The sequence below is a fragment of the Flavobacteriales bacterium genome, assembly GCA_016124845.1.
Lineage (GTDB): Bacteria > Bacteroidota > Bacteroidia > UBA10329 > UBA10329 > UBA10329.
On record WGMW01000054.1, the window covers coordinates 1 to 16,258 of the forward strand.

Sequence of the window (16,258 nt, forward strand, 5' to 3'; positions counted from 1 at the left end):
GCGTTCACTCCTGGCATCAATGGCAAGAACGATTATTTCTTCCCGCAGGGTGAAGGTATAGAAGAGGAGAGCTACGATATGTTCATCTATAACCGTTGGGGAGAGATGATCTGGCAAACAGGAAATTTCAGTAAAAAGTGGAATGGTAAGGATCTGAACGGCAAAGACGTTCCGGTAGGCACGTACGTCTGGTTGATCAAATTCCGCGAATATACCGACCTCGACCGCCACGTTTACAAGGGAGTTGTGACGGTTATCCGTGATTGACCGGAAAGCTATCAATTTGGTCTTAACATAGAATTGGCACGCGCAGTAACCAACAGACCCATTCATTTTGAACCTTCAAGGTTTCCAAAACAGGGGTGTCGGAAATGCAGGTTCTGTGAATCAATCCATTGATTCTTATTAAAAAGAAGAAGATGTGGAAAATGGTTGAAACCATTCCTGAAAATGCTTATTCAATCATAGCCCACGATTTAAATCGTGGGCTATGATTGTCAGAAGGGCACCAACCGTTTTGAAGACAGGTCTATGCATTGGCAAGCGTGATTATAGTTTTTTCGGACACCCCTGCTTCCAAAAACCTTGAAGGTATTTTGCTCTTACTTGTTCGGCACTCCAGAGAACATCTCACGCGGTAGCGCAAACTTCTTGATCCACGGTTCGTTGGCTTTTGTGTTCCGTAGCAGAATCAGCGAAACACCATCCACGTAGATCGGAACCCACTCAGGGTCTTGCGTCCGTTCAATGAGGAACGGCTGCGCCCAAGGCGTGTTGTCGAGTCGGTAGAACACGATGGAATTGATGCCCATATCAAGGCTTTTGTGCTTCCAAACCGCTTCATTTTCCTGCATTGGTTTGTAGATGGAATCGAAGAAAGCCACGGAATAGGCCTCTGGTCGATTATCCACAAAAACCTTCTGTTGGTCATGGAGGAAGTAGATAAGGTAACTGCCAAAATCGTAGTTGTTGAACATCTTCCCAGGAATGCGCTGGTTGTGCAGAAACTTCCCACAGGCATCAATTCCCTCAATAAGTCCAAGACCTTCGTAGCCTTTGCGTGCTGAGGCGTATGTTCCTTTCAAACCTGTAAAAAGAAGGCAGAGAACGATTCCAGCAACGGGAAAGATCTTGGAAACAGACTGTCGGGTTTTGAAATTGAGGTTCTCGATGAGACGGACCGCAATGCCGCTCACCAGCGGAATAAGGAACAGCGCAAACAGCGGAATCCCTCGAACGGCCATCGCTGCAAGAACAACAAAGACAGCCACCAACAGGATCTCCGCAAAAAGTGGTTTCCAAAGTTTCTTCCAGAAGGCAAGACCGATGAGACCGACCGCAAGAATTCCGAATACAACGAAATGCGTGAGTTCTGGATTTTCGAAACGGTCGAGCATGAACAGAATGGTCTGGTTCTCGGCAACCATATAGCCGTATTCGTTGAAAATGGTGAGCGGAGCCAACAGCCCTTTGTAGGTATGCGGATTGACGAGACTCACCAGAATCAGCACTCCTACAAGAATGGCCAGACTCTTCACGTTTTCACGGTTGTTCAGCAGCGCATCCAGCAGGAAAGCACCAGCCACCATGATTCCGAAGAAGAAGAAGATGTGGATGTTGACCCACAGCAATTGCAACACCGAAAGGATGATGAGCAATGGTTTCCAATTCAGTTTGCCCGAACGGAACCGCGATAGCAGGAAATAATAGCACGCAATGAGTGCGTAGCTGAATCCTTCGGGGCGTACCTCCACACGGTAGGCGAACAGCGGAACGCAGGTCAAAGCCACCACCAGCGAAAGCCCTTTGGCGTTCTCATTTCGCGAAGCGGCCACCATAAACCCGATGGCCAACAGACTCATCAGCACGTACAGCACAGAAAGCCCTTTGAAATCGAAGAGTTTATGGATGTAGTAGAAGATGACACCCGAACCCCAATGGTGGTTCACGAATTCGTGTTGCGGCTCGGTAAAGGAGTAGTAGTTCTTGTAGAGCACATCGGTCACTCCGTTTACGATCAATTCACCGTTCACGATATGACGGCCAAGGTCGGCTGTGGCCAAGTTGATCGGTCGTGCGAAGAAGAAAGCGGAGTAAACCGTAGCGGCCGCCAGAAACAGCCAAAGCACCCATTTATTCCCTTCTGATTTTGCCATAGCTAAACATAAGAGTTTATGCTGATCTGTTTCCATGCTTAGAATAAATCCCCCGGCCTACGGCCACCCCCTTTTGAAGGGGGAATGGGCGCGGTTCCCCCTTGCAAAGGGGGTGCCGAGGAATCGAGGCGGGGGATTCTAAGAACCATGAAGTATCAGAACTTGAATTCATTTGCGCGACCAGATGGCCGCATGCGAATTAGCACGTAAGAGTTTACCGCAAAAGAAAACCCTGACCGTTGTCGATCAGGGTTCTACTTTCTACGAATTTGTCCATTATCCGTTCATGGAAATGAGGAACTCCTCGTTGCTGCGCGTTCCGTTCATACGGTCGCGAAGGAATTCCATGGCTTCCACAGGCGTCATATCCGACAAGTGGTTACGAAGGATCCAAATACGCTGAAGCGTGTCTTTATCCACCAGAAGGTCATCTCTACGTGTGCTCGAAGCAACGATATCGATGGCTGGGAAGATGCGCTTGTTGGCGATCTTACGATCCAACTGAAGTTCCATGTTACCGGTTCCCTTGAATTCTTCGAAGATCACTTCATCCATCTTCGAACCTGTTTCGGTAAGGGCCGTGGCAAGAATGGTCAACGAACCGCCTTTCTCGATCTTACGGGCCGCACCGAAGAAGCGCTTCGGTTTGTGCAAGGCATTTGCATCCACACCACCACTCAAGATCTTACCAGACGCTGGCTGAACCGTATTGTATGCACGCGCCAAACGCGTGATACTATCCAAAAGGATAACCACATCGTGGCCACATTCTACCAGTCTCTTGGCTTTCTCAAGAACGATATTGGCAATCTTCACGTGCTTGTCGGCAGGCTCATCGAAGGTGGATGAGATCACTTCCGCGTTCACACTACGGGCCATGTCGGTTACTTCCTCTGGGCGCTCATCTATCAGAAGGATGATCATATACACCTCTGGGTGATTCTCGGCAATGGCGTTGGCCACTTCCTTCAGAAGTACCGTTTTACCTGTTTTCGGCTGCGCCACGATCAATCCACGCTGACCTTTCCCGATAGGGGCAAAAAGGTCCATGATGCGAGGCGACATGCCCGCTCTGTTCGATGGAGCGATATTGAATTTCTCCTGCGGGAACAGGGGAGTGAGGTGCTCAAACGAAACACGGTCGCGGACATAGCCCGGATCGCGGCCATTGATGCGCTCCACGTTGATCAGCGGGAAATACTTCTCGCCGGGTTTCGGTGGGCGAACCTCGCCACGGACGGTATCTCCGGTTTTAAGACCGAAAAGCTTGATCTGCGATTGCGAGACGTACACATCATCTGGCGAAGACAGGTAATCGTAATCGGAAGAGCGGAGGAAGCCGTAGCCATCAGGCATGATCTCCAGAACGCCTTCTGAAATGACCGCGCCATCGAAGTTGTAGAACGCGTCCTGCTCCGATTGCTTCTGCTCGTTGCCTTGGTTTCTGTCCCCATTGTTTCTATCGCCACCGCTGTTGCGGTTGTCACGGTTGCGGTTGTTGCTGCGCGGCTGGCGGCCTTGGTTGCGCTCACCGTTGTTGTCAGCATCATTGGTTGGGGTAGAGGCGTTCTCCGCCTTTTCCCCACCGTCCTTTTTCGGTTCGAAATCCATCTTCGACTGCGATTCATCCGCAGCTTCCTCACCTTTCGGAACGCGGGCACGCTTTCTCTTCGGTTTCTCCTGTTCCTCGGTGGCTACTTCCACAGATGCGGAGGATGTTCCGCTCTGCTTCATGATGGCAGATACAAGGTCGGCTTTGCGCAAGCCTTCTGCATTCTCAACTTCCAACTTGGTGGCAATGCTGCGCAGATCCGCTACCAGCATGTTGGATAGGTCTTCTTGACTGTACATTAATGAAATTGTGTTGTAAGTATGTGATTAAAGAACAGAGTGGCTCTGCTGTTTACTGTCGATGATCTGATTGATTCAGGCTCCGTGACTCAGAACGAATCGGAACTGATTACGGAGCAATAATACATATTAATTCAATAGTGCGCATTGATGAAGAAAATTTAGTGGGGCGGTTGACGGTTGATGGTCCACAGTCGATGGTCCACAGTCCATGGTTTACGGTTGATGGTCAGTGGCTCAACGGCAAGATGCAAGTTCCGTCATCTGTGGACCGAGGATCATCGTCTATCTGCAACATGCCTTTTCAAGTTCAGCTACAATCGTTTCCTTTGCCAACACAACCAGAACGCAGACCATGATCCAGCGCATACAGACCGTTTATCTTGCCTTGGCGGCCATTCTCCTTGTCGTGCCCACCGTGTTCAACCTCAATTGGGCCAGTGTAGATTCGGAAGAAGGTTCGTTCGCGCTCTCTTCCGTCTCCATTAACCGAACGGGCGTGGTGACCGAAGTGGAAAGCGGGGCATTTCTGATAGCCGCAGCCATCGGCCTGGCGCTGTTGATCACCGTGTATGCCATACTGCAGTTCAAGAACCGCAAGTTTCAGATGAAACTGGTGCAGGGCGCCATGGCATTGCAGGTGGTGGTGCCCGCGTTGGTGTTCTTCTATGCCAGCAAGATGGCCGACATGGCCGAATCGGATGCCGTCTCGTACAGCCCACTGCTGGCCACGTTTGTGGTCAATATCATCCTGTGCATCTTGGCCTACCGGGGCATTAAGAAAGATGAAGCCCTGGTTCGGTCGGCAGACCGCCTGCGTTGACACTCCGCACAACAAGCCGTTTACAACACTATCTTAGAGCCCATGTTGCGTGGGTGGCTTCTTTTGGTTTTTGGGTTGGCGATGACTGGTGGTGCCATGGCCCAGAATACGCCCGTTAATCTGGTTCCAAATGGGGATTTTGAGGAACATGACTATTGTCCAACCAGCGCATCCAGCTTCAGTTCATGTCATAATTGGCTTTCCTATGTTGGTTCAACGAATTATTTTCATAAATGTGGTACGGGAGAAGGTGGTGTACCAATAAATTTTGCGGGCTACCAGATACCTCATTCTGATAGTGCCTATGCTGGTCTTGCTACCTATACTGCTGTCTTTTCTGAGGGAAGAGAGGTTTTAGCGGTTGAACTTGTTAACCCGATGGGAGGAGGCATAAAATATCAAGTGTCTCTTTGGGCAAGTCCAATGGACGCTTACAATTATATAAGCTGTTGTTTGGGCGTACGATTCACACATCCTCCAGGGCCACCGTTTATTCAAAACGCATCTGATATAGAGCTGGTAATTGCGGAGAATGAGATCGATACCAGCCAGTGGTATCATTTGGAAGGGGTTTACACAGCGCAAGGAGGGGAGGACAAGATCTACATAGCCAATTTCAGACCTGATTCGGAAAGCAACCCGGTATATCAAGGGGAGATCACAGCGGACTACAATTCTGCGGGGTTTTATATAGATGATGTGAGTGTGATCGAGGACACGGTAACAGGCATCGGGGAATTGGAGAAGGATGGAACAGAAGTGTCCATCTACCCCAACCCCTGCACAAACGTCCTCAACATCAGACTTCAAGATTCCTCTCCGCCACAGGCGGACGGAATGACCATCGAGGTAACCGATATGCTGGGGCGCTCAATCCCCCTTTCAAAGGGGGTGCCCGAAGGGCGGGGGATTCATACCATAGACACTTCCACCTGGCCCAGCGGCATCTACCTGCTGCGTGCCGCCAATGCCCAAGGCCTCCGCTCGGTGGTAAAGGTGGTGAAGGAATAAAGAATAGGCGTTCAGGTTTTTCTTCAGAAATCTGAAAAGGTGGTTCGGTCAAGCAGCTAAAAGGCCTCCGATGTCTCCCAAGCATCTTTCTGTCAGCCCTACCGAACTATTGGTAAGCAGGAGCCGCTGTTTCAGAAAACCGGGAAGCGCATTGAGCATGCGGTCATCATCAATGATGATGAAGTCATCATCGGTCTTATTGCGCTGGAACCAATTGATAAGCTCTTCTTTCCTGCTCAAACCGTCTTTGTTTTCAGGCAGTCTGTCAATGTTGTTTACAGTCAATCCTCTGCGCTGGAAGATGTTGTGCCATTCCTCCAAACTGAATCGGTACTTGTGAGAAGTGGTCAGTATCAACGATGCATTATAGCGGTCAAGAATTTTTGACAGCGCGGCCGTTGCTTTCGAACTGAACACAGGAAATCCGTCTTCCATCAACTCGGGTTGTCTCCAAGAGTTGGCTGGAACCATTACACCGTCTATATCCAAGAAAATCAACACGTTACAAAGGTACGTGATCAATGCGTCATTTTCCTAATCACTTCAACAGGAAGGTCATTGAACGCTGCATCATCCCGATTGAGTTTCTCAATTTTGTCAGCGGTATCCCAATCATTTTCAACGAAAAGAACTTCGTTCCAATCATACACTTTTGTAGCGGAGGTTTTCAAAGAAGGAACAGTTCCGTGTTGTTTTTGTGCCAAAAGAGAACTGATGTATCTGTGATGACCGTCTATTATGAGTCCGTCACAAACCTTGATGTCATCGAACCTGAGTTCGTGCAGCATCTTATTGTAAATCCTTGAGATGATTGGAATGCACAGCGAGTTTTGCGTTGGTTTGAGTTCGATCTCATGTTTAGAGATCAACTCCAAAACCAAATCCTTTGTGATCACCTCAGCCATTTTAGGATTATTCAGATTCAACTGAACTGCAACTCGAAGAGGGTGCGATAGTGCCCCTCGTTCCCCAGCAATTGTTGGTGCGATCCCATTTCGAGCACCTTGCCTTTTTCCATCACCAATATCTTATCGGCCGTTTGGATGGTGGCCAAACGGTGGGCAATAACGATGGACGTGCGGCCTTCCATCAGCTTGGCCAAGGCCTTCTGTATAATGTGCTCGCTTTCGGTATCAATGGAAGAAGTGGCCTCGTCCAGCACCAGGATGCTGGGGTTGTGCACGTATGCGCGGATGAAGGAGATGAGCTGTCGTTGCCCCACCGAGAGCATGGCCCCGCGCTCCATTACGTTGTACTCGTAGCCACCCGGCAGTTCGGAAATGAACTCGTGCGCCCCGAAATCCTTGGCGGCCTGCATCACGGTCTCCATGGTAATGGAATCATCGCCCAAGGTAATGTTGCGGTAAATGGTGTCGGAGAAGAGGAACACATCCTGCAGCACCACCGCGATGTTCTTGCGCAGATGCTCCTTCGAATACTCGCGGATGTTCTTGCCATCCACGCGGATCTCGCCCTTGTTGTACTCGTAAAAGCGGCTCAGCAGGTTGATGATGCTGGTCTTTCCCGACCCCGTGGCACCCACCAACGCCAAGGTTTCGCCCACGTTCACCGAGAAGGAGACATCCTTCAGCACATATTCCTCCTCATTATAGGCGAACCACACATGGTCGAATTCGATGTTGCCGTACAGCGGCTTGTCGCGCTCGGTGCCGTTGTCCTCAATATGCTCGGTGGTGTCAAGGATCTTGAATACGCGCTCCGAACTCACCACACCCATCTGTAGCGTATTGAACTTGTCGGCCAGTTCGCGGATGGGGCGGAAGAGCATGTGGATGTAGAGGATAAAGGCCACCAGTTCGCCCACGGTGGTCTGGTGCGCCATTACTTGGTTGCCGCCCCACCACACCATCAGTCCGAGCGAGGTGGCGGAGAGGATTTCCACCACTGGCAAGAAGATGGAGAAGTACCAAACGGAGCGGATGTGCGCATCGCGGTGCTGTGCGTTTATCACTTTGAAACGCTCCATTTCCTTCTCCTCGCGGTTGAATATCTGCACGATGTGCATACCTGTGATGTGCTCCTGCAAGAAGGCGTTGAGCCGCGATACCTGTGTTCGCACATCCTGAAAAGAGGAACGGATGCCATTCTTGAAAATGTAGGTGGCCACCAGCAACAGCGGAATGGTGGAGAGCGAAATGAGCGCCAATTGCCAATCGAACCAGAACATGACCGCAATGACGGTGATGAGCTTGAGAATATCTCCGAAGATGACGAGAATTCCGTTCGAGAAGATGTCGGCAATGGTCTCGATGTCCGATACCACGCGGGTTACCAGCGTTCCGATGGCGGTCTTATCGAAGAAGCGGAGCTTGAGGCTGTTGATGTGGCGGTAGATCTCCATCCGCAGGTCTTTGATCACCGTTTGTCCCAGCCAGTTGGCAGAGTAGGTGTAGAAGTAGTAGAGCACGCCTTCGAGCACCAATACTCCGATGGTGATGAGCGTCATCCGCAACAGCCCTTCTGCATCGGGTTTTACGATGTAATGGTCGAAGGTGTATTGGATGAGCATGGGCCGCAGCGGAGAAACGGCTGCTATGACCACGGTAAGAAAGAACGTGAATACGAACCGCGACCTGTACGGGCGCACGTACTTGAGTACGCGACCAAGAATGTCGAGGTCAAAGGCTTTTCCGGTTACTTCGCTCACGGTCTATCGGGAAAATATGTTCGGTGGATATTCAACCTTCGTCAAATATAGCCCGTGTGCCGGAACCGACCGTCCGGCCTGCGTGCGGTCGCCAGAGGCGAGAATGGCCTGGAACTCTTCCAGCGAGGTGCGTTCCTGACCGATGTCGAGCATGGTGCCGACAATGGCGCGTACCATGTTCCGTAAAAAGCGGTTGGCGGTGATGTGGAAAGTGGTAAGTCCGTTCATTTCAACCCATTCGGCATGGTACACGTGGCAGAGGTTCGTCTTGTTATTGCCGTGCGATTTGCAGAAGCAACCGAAGTCATGTTCCCCTAACAGCATTGCGCAAGCCTTGTTCATCAGGTCCACATTCAGCGGGATATTGAACTTGTAGGTCTGGTCCGGCCTGAAAGGATCTTTCTGCTGGCTGATGATGTATTCGTAGCTGCGCTTGATGGCATCGAACCGCGCGTGGGCGTCATCTTTCGCCTCAAGCAGTTCGTAAATGGCGATGTTCCAAGGCAGAAGCGTGTTCAGTTTATGGATGAGCAGTGATGCATCCATGGCAATCTTTTCCTCCACATCGAAGTGCGCGTAGAACTCGCGGGCATGCACGCCCGTGTCGGTCCTCCCGCATCCGGTAATGGAAATATCCTCCTGAAGAATGGTGCTTAATTTTTCGGTCAGCTCCTGCTGGATGCTGGGCGCGTTGTCCTGCATCTGCCAACCGTTGAATCCGGTTCCGTTGTATGCCAGTTTGAGGAAATAGCGCACTTAGCCACCGCTTCGTTTCACCTTGAAACCTTCGTCCTTCAGCAGGTTCATCACCTTCTGCACGTGGTCGCCCTGTATCACGATCTCGCCATCTTTGGAGGAACCGCCCACACCGCACTTGGTCTTCAGGGTTTTGGCGAGGTCTTTCAGGTCATCTTCGTGCAGGTCACCGAAACCTGTGATCAGCGTCACGGCTTTTCCGTTGCGGCCTTTCTTATCCAAAGTGACCCGCAGGTCTATTTTGGACGGTTCGATCTGTTCGGCATCGTTCTCCTCCAACTCCAGCGGCTCGTTAGAAACTGAGTTCGGGTCGATATTGAAGAGCGCTCCAAGGCTTTCCAGCCCTTTGCCAGATTGCGGTTTATTCTTTCCCATTCGGTACAATTACTTTCAAAGATGCCGGATTGATCTCGATCTCCACCACCTTTCCAAGGTCAAAGGGGTCGCCATCCAGATGTGACACATCGGGTCGTTCCTGTGTGATGGTCATCTTCTTGAACTTGAAGGTCTTGATGTATTTGCTCTGATGCAGCGTTCCTTGGAACAGGCGGTAGAAATTGATGAACATCTGAGGGATCGGCATCGGGTTCAGCACCACGGCATCCAGCATGCCATCATCTACCAACGCTTTCGGGGCCACTAAGGCATCATTTCCGTATTGCGATGAGTTGGCAAGGTCGATCTGCCAAGCTTTCCGTTCAAACTCACGGCCATCGGCAGTCACCTTATACGTCTGCAATTTATAGTTCCAGATCAGGTTTACACCCAGAACGAAATACTTGAACAGTCCACGGGTTTTCTGCTGATGGAATGCATCGCAAACAGCCGAATCGAATCCGACCCCGGCCATGTTCATAAAGGCTTTGCCGTTGGCAAGTCCGGTGTCGATGGTTCTGAAATGGAAGTTGTTCAGGTTCTGCACGGCCTTCTTCGGGTTCATGGGAATTCCCAACGAACGCGCAAGTCCGTTTCCCGATCCGGCAGGGAGGATTCCCAACGCCACATCGGTGCCTGCCAAGGTCTGCCCAACCTGATTGATGGAGCCATCGCCCCCGGCAATGATCACCGCCTCGCAACCCGAATCGATGCCTTCCTGCGTCAGTTCAATGGCATGCCGGTGGTATTCGGTGCGCACCACCTCGAAATCGAACTTGTTGCTGTCAAGTTCGGTCTCGATCGCCTTCAGCATCTTTTTCCGTCTTCCACTACCGGAAACGGGGTTGACAATGATGCGGATCTTGTGTTTCATGGGTGATTGGCGTTCCAAGAATCGAAGGTCATTCGATTGTCATTCGATTGTCATTCAACGCGGTTGAATAGTTCATCAGATACGCCTTCAAATATGCCTCATTTTCCGCGATCGGCACATTCGGATCATCAAGAAGATTCTGTTTCAGTAAAGGGTCTGACTGAATATCATACACGAAAGTGGGGTTTTCGCCATCGAAGCAAAGTAGCTGGCCGTTTCTCAAAACCTGATACTGATCGTGTTTGAAAGCAATGGCCACGCGGTCCGCATTCGGGTCGAAGGCATCGGTGCCGAAGGCGAAGAAGGGTTTCTCATAGCCGAGCATGCGCAGAACTGTGGGCATGATATCCGCCTGCTGTACCACCTGATGGAACCGACCGCTGAAGGTGCTATCGCTGGGTTGGTAGAAGATGATCGGAATGCGCAGCGAACCCAGCTTCGTTTGATACTGCTCGTGCTCAGAAAGCGAGGTGTGATCGGCCGTGATCACGAATAGCGTGTTGCTGAACCAATCGGTTTTGGATGCTTTCTCGAAGAACTGGCGCAGCGACTCATCCGCGTAGCCAAGGCTTTCGTGTATAGGCAGTGTTCCTTTCGGAAATCGGTTGCGGTATCCGTCAGGCAACGCATACGGATGGTGGCTCGAAAGCGTGAAAATGGAGGCGAAGAACGGCTTCTGGTATTCGCTCAGTTTATCCACGCAGTTGTTCAGGAAGTAGTGGTCGGAAATTCCCCAAAAACCATCGTAATGCTCATCTGGGAAAGGATAATGGTCACGGTCGTAGAAGGAATCATAGCCCGCCTGCCCTGCAAACGATTCGAAGTTCATGGAATTCTTGTTTCCTCCGTGCATGAACACCGTTTCGTAACCAAGCGGCTTCAGCAGATTGGCGAGGCTGTTGATCCTGTCTCCCGCGTAGCGTGAAGTAGTGAACGGCTCGTACATTAAGGTTGGAATGGATGCCACCACGGCCGGAATTCCCTCAATGGAACGATGACCATTGGCGTAGGCATGATCGAAGACCATGGCCACGTTGCACAATGAATCCACAAACGGAGTGTAACCAACCTCCAGACCGTTCAGCGCTTTGATGTATTCGGTGGAAAGACTCTCAACGATAATGATGACCACGTTCTTTCCTTTCGACCGTCCTGCAAATGCTGTGCTGTCGGGTTTAATGATCGGACTCAATGGGACGATCTCGGCCGCTGGAAACTCAAAACGTTTCAGTTCAGGTTTGCCGATTGTTTTGAGGATGGTGAAAGGTGTGCTTAGAACTACTGGATTGAGTTCAGGTGATTGAGTTTTGGAAGCATCCACGATCGTCAACGGAATGCGCTGCATGCCACCGCGCGCACCAAGTACCAACAGCAGACCGATGGGAAGGAGAAGGAGCGCATTCTTCCAAGTCGGGTTTTCAGGAACCGTACTTCGGAAAAGTCGCATCGTTAACCAAAGCGCCAGCAACATGATGAGCGCGAATACCACCAGCAGATACCAGAAATGCGTAAGCAGATTGGGCCCGATGTTGAATAGGTCATCGCTGATGAACGCAAACTCGAACAGGTCATCGGTGGATCTGCGTGCCGTGAATTTGAAGAACTCGGCATCAATGCAGTTCAGAAGGTTCATGGCACCAAGCATGCCGAGGTAGAACCAGATGGTTATCCGTTCGAAAACTCCTCCCCGCAAAAAGGGAAGTACAAGGAAGAACGGGCCGAGCAGGTAGGCGATCGTTACTGCGTCAAAACGCAGTCCGTAGCCGAATGCACTCAGAATGTCTGAAACCGAACCCCTGAAATAGTTTGTAAGGTTGATGTAAAACAGGAATCGCGACAGCGAAAGCGTAAGGAATGCAATGAGAAGCGAGCCGATGAATCTTTTCCAGAACGATCGGTTCATACCTTATTGCAGAATTCGGAAATGAATCAGTTGTCGTAGCGTTGCGCAAAGATCACGCAATCCTCTTTCACAGGCTGACCGTTCATCAACCAGGTAGAGTAGAGGATGGTCAAGTAACCATCATCATCAATATGTCCTTCCCCTTTAAAGGTCATAGGAACGCCTCTTACACTTAAGTTTTGCGTGGGAATAGTCAGTGAATGTCTGTCAACCAGCGCACGGACCGTAATGCTATCATCGCTGAAATTCAGCATTTTGATGTCGTCCTTCTCATCGGTTCTCAGATTGTCCTCGGCAATGGTCATATAGCGTGGAGTTGGGAGCAAGGTATCTGGCCAACAGATGTGCAACAGATTGTAAACTCCCAGAAACTTATCACGTGCATTGATGCATGAACCGTCATCGCGCACAGCGTCTGGATTGTAGTTGTCAGACCGTCTGTTGGTACAACCTACTTCTTCCTTACATCCCGAAAGAAAGGATGAAGCACCAAGAACAGCTACCAGCAACAGTGGTACACTTATGAGTTTGATATGATTCCAAGTTTTCATTCTCATCGTTCTGGTTATTCCGGCTCTTTTATCGCATAGAGATTCAGGCGGATGCTATCGTTGTAAGTGGTCGCATCAGGCAAGGTTATCAGCTCCAAACGCGTGTAATGCATTTCCAATACGCGACCATTGACCTCGCCATCGCCATAAAAGGTGTAGTTTCCGATCGTTTGTCTGTCCACCGAGAATTTGTAAGTGCTGTTTACTGTACCTCTCAAAGCGTACAATGGTTGGTCAAAGTCGCTTACTCCGATGATCAAACCTGTATTTCCAATGGCTGTAGAATCCTCAATATTTATTCCTATCTGCTCGTAAGGCACCAATGTGTCTTGTCCGATCTCGATGGTTCCATTTGCCAAATACTGACCAAGGAATTTGTCTCGGGTCGGAATGCAGGTGTCGTCATCCTGCTTGGCCTCAGGGTCGTAATTGTCAGAGTAGGGGTCGGTACAACCGCGCGGTTTTTGGCAACCGATAGAAACCGCCACGGTAGCGATAAGAACGTAGAGTATGTAGAGGTTTTTTCTCATGTCTAATGCTGCTTGGTCGGTGCAGATTTAATCGGTGAAGGTAAAGAATGTGAATTTAACTTTAACAAAAGTTGCCCGTTTTGAGTTTATTGTTTCGTCATCGATTCAAGACAATCGTAGATGGTCTCGGTTCCGCCCGAATTGTAGCGCATCCGATATGAAAGCGAAATGCCATTGTCCGCAACATAAACTCCCGCGCCTTCTATCGTAACGTGTGAGTTCACCACTTGTTGTTCTATGGTGATGTTCTGTCCGTACACCTTCGCATCCACTTCGCCCAACGTATCGGCCAGGCCAAGGAACACTACCTTAAAATCGCCTGGGCCTTCGGATATGACGCACGAATAATCATTCTGGCAATCGGATGAAACATGAAAAGTTCCCAGAAACTTGTCCCGTTCCAAAATACATGAACCATCATCAAATACCGCATCTGGGTTGTAATTCTCCGAACCGAACTGGGTACAGCCAGCGTTCTTCTTACAGCCAGAGGCCGCAAATAGCATGAATATGCCGATGCAGATGTAGGGAAAGCGAAAGCCCAAAGTTGGTCAGGTTTTGGGCAGCATACGAGGTAAGCGTTACATGGTTACACCTTAATCGACCTTGGTGCAATAGTAATGGTAGGTAAGCGGCTCTTTGATCAGTTGTGGCGGAGTTCCAGTTGTAATGTCAACCGGTAGCATGGTGGTGAGGCTGAACGTGAAATCGACAGAATCGGAAACCAACCATTGGCCCGAACCGGTAAAGGGTTGCGGATAATTGATGCCGAACCAGGTACCTTCCTTTGTGAAGTTCTCGATGGCAATGTTATTGGCGGATACTGCACCCTGAATGATCTCATTGCCGTTCAGAAACATGTTGAAGGCATTGTCGGCCGTATTGGCCTCCGATACCTGAAAACTTCCCATGTCCATACCTTCGGCCTCGGTCACAGGCTCAACCCAGAAACGGGTGTACGTGTAGTTGCCTATCATCTTATCCCTTGCAGGAATACACGTTCCATCGTCATTCTTCGCTTCAGGATCGTAATTGTCCGCGGTCGGTTCCGTACAACCATGGTGCTGGTTGCAAGATGAAGACCAAATGACAAGCACAAGTAGTGGCAGAATGAGGAAAAGTCGTTTCATGTTCATTAAAAATCGAATAGCCAAATATAACGAGTTGAAAGGCTTTATGGGAAACATTAACTTTGCGCCCAACGATAACCCAAAACAAAGATCAACTATGAAAAAAGTACTATTGTTTTCTCTTGTAGGAGGAATGATCGCGCTGGCTTCCTGCGGAGGTGGCCCGAGCGCTGAAGAAAAAGCTGCCATGGAGCAAGCTAAATTGGATTCTATTAAAGCTGCCGAGCAAGCGAAGATCGATGCTGCCGCTGCCGCTGCTGAAGCTGAGGCGAAGGCTGCTGCTCATGAGGCTGAAGAAGCTGTAACCGATGCAACCGAAGAAGTGGAAGAGGTAGTGGAGAAGAAAGAACCTGAGAACATCATTCAGGGTAAGAAGCAATCAGCAGACGATGCATCTAAGACCAATATCATTGAGTCGAAGAAATCGAAAGCTGAAGAAGAAAAGACAAGCGGAGAAAGCATCATCAGCAAGAAAAAGAAAGGAGCTAACTGAGATAGCAGTTCTCAAGATTGAAAGGAGGCCATGGCCTCCTTTTTTTTGCTCAAGATTTAGCGGGAAAAACTCTCCCTTTGAGGGAATAGGACTCAGACCTTCTTGAAGGCCTGATTTGTTTGGTTAATACGCTCAGAAGGTTACCTATCTATTGACGGTTGTCCACCAATATTGGGTGTGGATCCCAAAGAGTTGAAACAAAAAAAGGGCATCCGATTCGGATGCCCTTTGAATTTTAACGAAACCGTCAATTACTGCTTGGTGCAGGTCATTGTACAGCTATCAGTATCTGTTCCAGCTGTTACTGTGTAAGTTACAGTCAAAATGTTTCCAGACAATTGACCAGAACCGCTGAAAGTACCGCCACCAACAGTTTGGTTCGCAATAGTAAGGCTGCTTCCACTTACTGTAGCAACAACATCAACACCGTAATCACCGAAGTTGCCAATAATGATCTTGGTTACGTCTGTAGAAGAAGTCGTAACAGTTACTGAGTAAGTGTAGTTTCCTGAAGTACAAGATTCAGAAACACTATAACTGGCAAGGAATTTTGCTCTTTCTTCCGTGTCGCAGCTTGTTCCTTCGTATCCGGCTTCGCAAACGCATGTTCCATCAACGCATGTTCCACCATTGTCGCAGGTAACATCTTTACAGTTGTCAACTTCGCAAGAAGCCAGCCCAAGTGAAGCAATTGCAGCTACACCCAAAATTTGAAATAATCTTGTTTTCATGTTTTTAGTTTTTTGATTGAATGAAGGCAAATGTATCAAATCCTGCGCTTAACCATTTGGTCACATTGACAGTTTTTGAAAAAGGGATTGTCAATAACCCACAATATGATCACATGTTGGCCATTGCGAGGTTTCGCACCCTACCCAAACTGTAGGTTTTGGCCATTGCGAGGGCTCGCACCTCACCCGAACTGCAGTTTTTCACCATTGCGGGGGCTCGCACCCTACCCAAACTGCAGTTTTTGGCCATTGCGGGGGCTTGCACCCCACCCAAACTGTAGTTTTCTACTATTGCGAGGGCTTGCACCCTGCCCAAACTGGAGTTTTTGGCCGTTGCGTGAGGCCGCATCATGGGAGATATGGAGAAAGGAGGCAACTACAGGTGTCTCTCAGGTAACGGTCTCTC

General features: G+C 49.6%; 18 protein-coding genes. 4 read left to right on the forward strand and 14 right to left on the reverse strand.

Annotated features, from left to right (window positions below; genetic code table 11):
• Positions 1 to 267, forward strand: a 267-nt coding sequence (locus tag GC178_17005; GenBank protein ID MBI1289268.1) for a T9SS type B sorting domain-containing protein, incomplete at its 5' end; no start/stop codon positions are given.
• A 335-nt stretch (positions 268 to 602) separates the two neighbouring features.
• Here the strand turns inward: GC178_17005 and GC178_17010 are convergent.
• Both GC178_17010 and GC178_17015 read right to left on the reverse strand, forming a co-directional pair.
• The gene (locus GC178_17010) at positions 603 to 2,156 is read right to left on the reverse strand and encodes a hypothetical protein (GenBank protein MBI1289269.1); all 1,554 of its coding nucleotides are present in this window, start codon (positions 2,154 to 2,156) and stop codon (positions 603 to 605) included.
• 276 nt (positions 2,157 to 2,432) lie between these two features.
• The gene (locus GC178_17015) at positions 2,433 to 4,007 is read right to left on the reverse strand and encodes a transcription termination factor Rho (protein MBI1289270.1); all 1,575 of its coding nucleotides are present in this window, start codon (positions 4,005 to 4,007) and stop codon (positions 2,433 to 2,435) included.
• Between the two features lie 232 nt (positions 4,008 to 4,239).
• Between GC178_17015 and GC178_17020 the strand changes: the two genes are divergently transcribed.
• On the forward strand, positions 4,240 to 4,830 hold the full coding sequence (locus tag GC178_17020; GenBank protein MBI1289271.1) for a DUF4293 family protein: 591 nt from the start codon (positions 4,240 to 4,242) through the stop codon (positions 4,828 to 4,830).
• Positions 4,831 to 4,872: 42 nt separating this feature from the next.
• On the forward strand, positions 4,873 to 5,841 hold the full coding sequence (locus tag GC178_17025) for a T9SS type A sorting domain-containing protein (protein MBI1289272.1): 969 nt from the start codon (positions 4,873 to 4,875) through the stop codon (positions 5,839 to 5,841).
• A 48-nt stretch (positions 5,842 to 5,889) separates the two neighbouring features.
• On the opposite strand, the gene GC178_17030 is transcribed toward GC178_17025, so the two are convergent.
• The 11 genes from GC178_17030 to GC178_17080 all read right to left on the reverse strand — a co-directional run bounded on the left by GC178_17030 (position 5,890) and on the right by GC178_17080 (position 14,628).
• Entirely contained in the window at positions 5,890 to 6,342 is a 453-nt protein-coding gene (locus tag GC178_17030; protein ID MBI1289273.1) for a hypothetical protein, read from the reverse strand.
• A 17-nt stretch (positions 6,343 to 6,359) separates the two neighbouring features.
• The gene (locus tag GC178_17035) at positions 6,360 to 6,746 is read right to left on the reverse strand and encodes a hypothetical protein (protein ID MBI1289274.1); all 387 of its coding nucleotides are present in this window, start codon (positions 6,744 to 6,746) and stop codon (positions 6,360 to 6,362) included.
• A 17-nt stretch (positions 6,747 to 6,763) separates the two neighbouring features.
• On the reverse strand, positions 6,764 to 8,509 hold the full coding sequence (locus GC178_17040) for an ATP-binding cassette domain-containing protein (protein MBI1289275.1): 1,746 nt from the start codon (positions 8,507 to 8,509) through the stop codon (positions 6,764 to 6,766).
• Positions 8,510 to 8,512: 3 nt separating this feature from the next.
• Positions 8,513 to 9,265: a tRNA pseudouridine(38-40) synthase TruA gene (truA, locus tag GC178_17045; GenBank protein MBI1289276.1), complete on the reverse strand. Its 753-nt coding sequence runs from the start codon at positions 9,263 to 9,265 to the stop codon at positions 8,513 to 8,515.
• Positions 9,266 to 9,640, reverse strand: a complete 375-nt coding sequence (locus GC178_17050; protein ID MBI1289277.1) for a translation initiation factor — start codon at positions 9,638 to 9,640, stop codon at positions 9,266 to 9,268.
• The gene (locus tag GC178_17055) at positions 9,627 to 10,514 is read right to left on the reverse strand and encodes a YegS/Rv2252/BmrU family lipid kinase (protein MBI1289278.1); all 888 of its coding nucleotides are present in this window, start codon (positions 10,512 to 10,514) and stop codon (positions 9,627 to 9,629) included. Before GC178_17055 ends, GC178_17050 begins: the two co-directional genes overlap by 14 nt.
• Before the next feature lie 28 nt (positions 10,515 to 10,542).
• Complete coding sequence (locus tag GC178_17060) at positions 10,543 to 12,417, reverse strand: sulfatase-like hydrolase/transferase (GenBank protein ID MBI1289279.1); 1,875 nt, start codon at positions 12,415 to 12,417, stop codon at positions 10,543 to 10,545.
• Between the two features lie 26 nt (positions 12,418 to 12,443).
• Positions 12,444 to 12,968 (reverse strand): hypothetical protein, encoded by a 525-nt coding sequence (locus tag GC178_17065; protein MBI1289280.1) that lies wholly within the window; start codon positions 12,966 to 12,968, stop codon positions 12,444 to 12,446.
• Positions 12,969 to 12,982: 14 nt separating this feature from the next.
• Complete coding sequence (locus tag GC178_17070) at positions 12,983 to 13,498, reverse strand: hypothetical protein (protein MBI1289281.1); 516 nt, start codon at positions 13,496 to 13,498, stop codon at positions 12,983 to 12,985.
• A gap of 86 nt (positions 13,499 to 13,584) precedes the next feature.
• Complete coding sequence (locus tag GC178_17075; GenBank protein ID MBI1289282.1) at positions 13,585 to 14,043, reverse strand: hypothetical protein; 459 nt, start codon at positions 14,041 to 14,043, stop codon at positions 13,585 to 13,587.
• A 51-nt stretch (positions 14,044 to 14,094) separates the two neighbouring features.
• Positions 14,095 to 14,628, reverse strand: a complete 534-nt coding sequence (locus GC178_17080; GenBank protein MBI1289283.1) for a hypothetical protein — start codon at positions 14,626 to 14,628, stop codon at positions 14,095 to 14,097.
• Here GC178_17080 and GC178_17085 point away from each other — a divergent pair.
• Entirely contained in the window at positions 14,627 to 15,121 is a 495-nt protein-coding gene (locus GC178_17085) for a hypothetical protein (protein ID MBI1289284.1), read from the forward strand. The genes GC178_17080 and GC178_17085 overlap by 2 nt on opposite strands.
• Positions 15,122 to 15,372: 251 nt before the next feature.
• Here the strand turns inward: GC178_17085 and GC178_17090 are convergent, their stop codons facing one another.
• Positions 15,373 to 15,852 (reverse strand): hypothetical protein, encoded by a 480-nt coding sequence (locus tag GC178_17090; protein MBI1289285.1) that lies wholly within the window; start codon positions 15,850 to 15,852, stop codon positions 15,373 to 15,375.
• Positions 15,853 to 16,258 lie beyond the last annotated feature (406 nt).